The organism is Deltaproteobacteria bacterium, from assembly GCA_030654105.1.
In the GTDB taxonomy this organism is placed as follows: domain Bacteria; phylum Desulfobacterota; class SM23-61; order SM23-61; family SM23-61; genus JAHJQK01.
In genome coordinates, this window is record JAURYC010000263.1 from 1 (window position 1) to 3,612 (window position 3,612).

A 3,612-nucleotide genomic window follows, 5' to 3' on the forward strand; every position below is an offset into this window, starting at 1 on the left:
CCGAGGCTGGCGCTGGAATGGGTCATGGGCAGGGTTTCGATAGAGAAGTCCGCGAGCTCTAAACAGCTCTCTTCAGCCTCCTGGAAGGATAGGGGGTAGGTCTTGGCTTCGATCCAGTGGCCGAAAATTCCCTGCAGTTGATCGTAAAAATTCCTCAGCCCCTTAGGACCGATCACGTGCAGAGGAAGGGAGCGGGTGAAATCCACTGTGTAGTTCAGGGCAAAAAGAAAAGGGACAAAGTCGGATACGTGGTCGGGATGGAAATGGGAGAGGCAAAGATAATCCACCTGACGAAAATCAAGGCCCAGGCGGGCCATCTGCCGCAGGGACCCACTCCCTCCATCGAAAAGAAGGAGGTGAGAACCGAGGGCCAAGGCAAGACCTGAAGGGCCGCGTTCAACCGTGGGAACGCAGGTTCCCGATCCGAGGATGAAAAGGTTCATTTTTTATTTAAATGGGACGCAGATTTTCGCAGATACACGCAGAAAAGACCAACTTTAATAATAAGAAATGACCTTGTCTCTATTTCTTGCTTGACGCCTGCGCTTTATTGGTTTTCCTATTTTTAATCTTGAAAATCTGCGTTTATCTGCGTCCAAAAATTTTTTTCAGGCTGTCTTTTGCATCAGATAAGCTTCAATGAATGGGTCCAGGTCGCCATCCAATACCGCGTCCACATTCCCCACTTCCAAGTTGGTACGGTGATCCTTGACCAGCCGATAAGGTTGGAGGGTGTACGAGCGGATTTGGCTCCCCCAGGCCATGTCCTTTTTCGTGCTGTGGAATTGTTCCATCTTCTCGTCCTGCTCTTTTCTTTTCAACTCGTAAAGGCGGGCTTTAAGCACTTTCATGGCCATGGCCTTGTTTTTGTGCTGGGAGCGCTCATTCTGGCACTGAACCACAAGCCCCGTGGGCAGGTGGGTGAGGCGAACCGCCGAGTCAGTTTTGTTGACGTGTTGACCACCCGCTCCGCTGGAGCGGTATGTGTCTACGCGTAAGTCATCTTCGTTTATTTCAACGACGATATCCTCCTTGATTTCCGGGTAGATAAAAACCGAAGAAAAGGAGGTATGGCGACGTTTCCCGGCGTCAAAGGGAGATATGCGTACCAGGCGGTGAATGCCGGATTCGGCTTTCAGATAGCCGTAGGCATATTCGCCATTGACGGTAAAGGTTACGCTTTTCACCCCTGCTTCTTCACCCGGGAGGTAGTCGATGATCTCGGTCTGGAAACCTTTCCGCTCAGCCCATCGCAGGTACATGCGCAGGAGTATTTCTGACCAATCCTGGGCTTCCGTTCCCCCGGCACCCGAGTGGATGGAAACGATGGCATTGTTGGGATCGTTTTCTCCCCCCAGCATGTGCTTGAACTCTGCGGCCTGGATTTCTTTTTCGGCCCGGGTAAGCCGGGCATAAACTTCCCGCAGGGTCTCTTCATCTTTTTCTTCCTGGGCTAACTCAAAGTATCCCTTGGCTTCCTCAACCTCAGACTTCAGGCTTTCCCAGAAATCCAAAGCGGACTTGATGGACGTCCTCTCTTTGAGGATTTTTTGGGCATTTTCATTGTCATTCCAAAAATCTGGTTTGAGGGTCTCTTGTTCGATCTGCTGAAGGCGGGCAATCTTGGGATCTAAGTCAAAGATGACCTCGGAGGGTTTGAATCCTCTTTTCAAGATTGGAAACCTTATCTGGTATTTCGTTCCACACGTTAACCCCTTTTGTAACCGTTTAGCCCTTTGAAAGATTGGCTAAACTTCAATACAAAATGCAAAATTTAAAATGTAAAATTCAAAATGATTAAGATTTTTCCTTAGAATTTGCAATTTTTATTTTGCACTTTTCATTTTGCAATGAAATTCTAACATGTCTTTCCAAAAGCTGAATTGTCACCCTTTTTTAAAAAATACAAATATCACCAGTAAGGCCGTAATTCCCAGGCAGCAGTAGGAGAACAAATCCCCCCATTGCGTATAAAAAGTTGACGATTTGTTTATGTTTACATCTATTTTACCGAAAAGAACTTCCCTTGTAAAGAGGTCAGTGGAGCGAACAACTCTGCCGCTGGAGTCGATCAGGGCCGAGATCCCCGTATTGGCGGCTCTGGCGATGGGAACGCGATTTTCCACCGCCCGCAAAGTTACCATAGAAAGGTGCTGGTAGGGAGCGGAAGTTTTCCCAAACCAGGCATCATTGGTGATGTTGACCAGGAACCGGGCACCCTGATCCACGAATTGGCGGGTGAGGTCCGGAAAGATCGCTTCATAACAGATCAATACTCCAAAATTTCCCCAGGGCAAAGAGAGATTCCTTATCTCTTGTCCCGAGGTGAAATCGCCGATGGCTCCGATGATATCCCGGGTGAATCCGAGGATGCCGGAAAAGGGAGCATATTCGCCAAAAGGGACGAGATGGATTTTATCGTACCGGGCCAGAATTTTTTTCTCAGGGGAGATCAAGAAGGCACTGTTGAAATAATGGATCCTCGAGCCTCGGCGATCGAAGGCTGGCGCACCGAAGAGGAGGGGGGCTTGCACCTGATGGGCCAGTTCGAGGATACGGCCCTGCAAGGGAGAAGTGTTCTGGAAAAAGAAAGGAGTGGCGGTCTCGGGCCAGATGACTAAGTCGGGCCGGGGCAACTTCACTTGCCGGGTTAAATTCGAGTATATTTTCAGGGTCTCCTCCTGGAAGTGAGGTTCCCATTTGACGTCCTGGCGGATGTTGCCCTGAATCAGAGCCACCCCATATAGACTTCCCGGCTTGGCCTTTTGGTCAAGGTCAGAGAGCTTCCACAGGCCATAACTTCCGCACAGGGCGATGATGATCCCTGGAACCAGAATTTCCTTGCAAGCAGGTTTCCAGTCACGATCGGTAAAGGTTAGGGCCAATCGGTAAAGAGCTACGTTCGATAGAAGGATAATGAAAGATACGCCATAGACTCCGGTAATGTCAGCGATCTGCACCATGGGGAGGGTCTGGAACTGGGAATAGCCTAACAACTCCCAGGGGAACCCCGAAAGAAGGAACCCCCGGATAAACTCCAAAGAAACCCATAGGGGAGGAGCGAAAAAAATTTCCGGCAGATCAGTTTTATTGGCTACCCAGCGCAGCAGGAAAGCGAAAAGGGAAAAATAAAGAGCCAGATAAGATATAAGAACGACCAGTAAAAAAATGCTGACCCAACCCGGCAAATGGCCATACTCTGTAAGCACGTTGTAGATCCAGTAAAGGAGCCCCGCAAAAAAAGTAAAGCCGGCAACGAATCCCAGGAAAGCAGCCTGGGGAGGGGACTTTTTCTTGATGGACCACAGCCAGGGGATAAGGGCCACCCAGGATAAAATTTCCAGGTCAAATTTGGGAAAGGCCAGGACGAGAAGAATGCCTGATAAGGCGGCCAGTAATATATCTTTCAGGATCATGGTTCAGGAAATATACCAAGCTCTTCTTCCCCTGTCAATTATGATGAAACCGCAAAAAAAGGGAAATATGCCACAGAGCACACAGAGAACACAGAGGTAAATTTAAAAAAAGTATTTCTTTCATCACTAAATTGTCTTTCTTAAATGGCCGTTCTTTATATCTCTGTGATCTCTGTGCCCTCTGTGGCCAATTAAA

At 48.6% G+C, this 3,612-nt stretch carries 3 protein-coding genes; all 3 read right to left on the bottom strand.

Features of this window, described 5'->3' with window-relative positions; all coding sequences use genetic code 11:
* The coding region (locus Q7V48_11295) for a ribonuclease Z (protein MDO9211311.1) at nt 1–443 on the bottom strand (443 nt) is incomplete at its 3' end.
* A 165-nt stretch (nt 444–608) separates the two neighbouring features.
* Nucleotides 609–1,707 (bottom strand): peptide chain release factor 2 gene (gene prfB / locus Q7V48_11300; protein MDO9211312.1). Its coding sequence is split into 2 segments (ribosomal slippage): nt 609–1,637 and nt 1,639–1,707, totalling 1,098 coding nucleotides; the frame shifts between segments, so codons are not numbered across the junction.
* A gap of 179 nt (nt 1,708–1,886) precedes the next feature.
* On the bottom strand, nt 1,887–3,416 hold the full coding sequence (gene lnt, locus Q7V48_11305) for an apolipoprotein N-acyltransferase (protein MDO9211313.1): 1,530 nt from the start codon (nt 3,414–3,416) through the stop codon (nt 1,887–1,889).
* Nucleotides 3,417–3,612: the final 196 nt, after the last annotated feature.

Coding starts and splice junctions, on each gene's coding strand:
- lnt (MDO9211313.1), bottom strand. CDS start 3,416: ATGATCCTGAAAGATATATTACTGGCCGCCTTATCAGGCATTCTTCTC.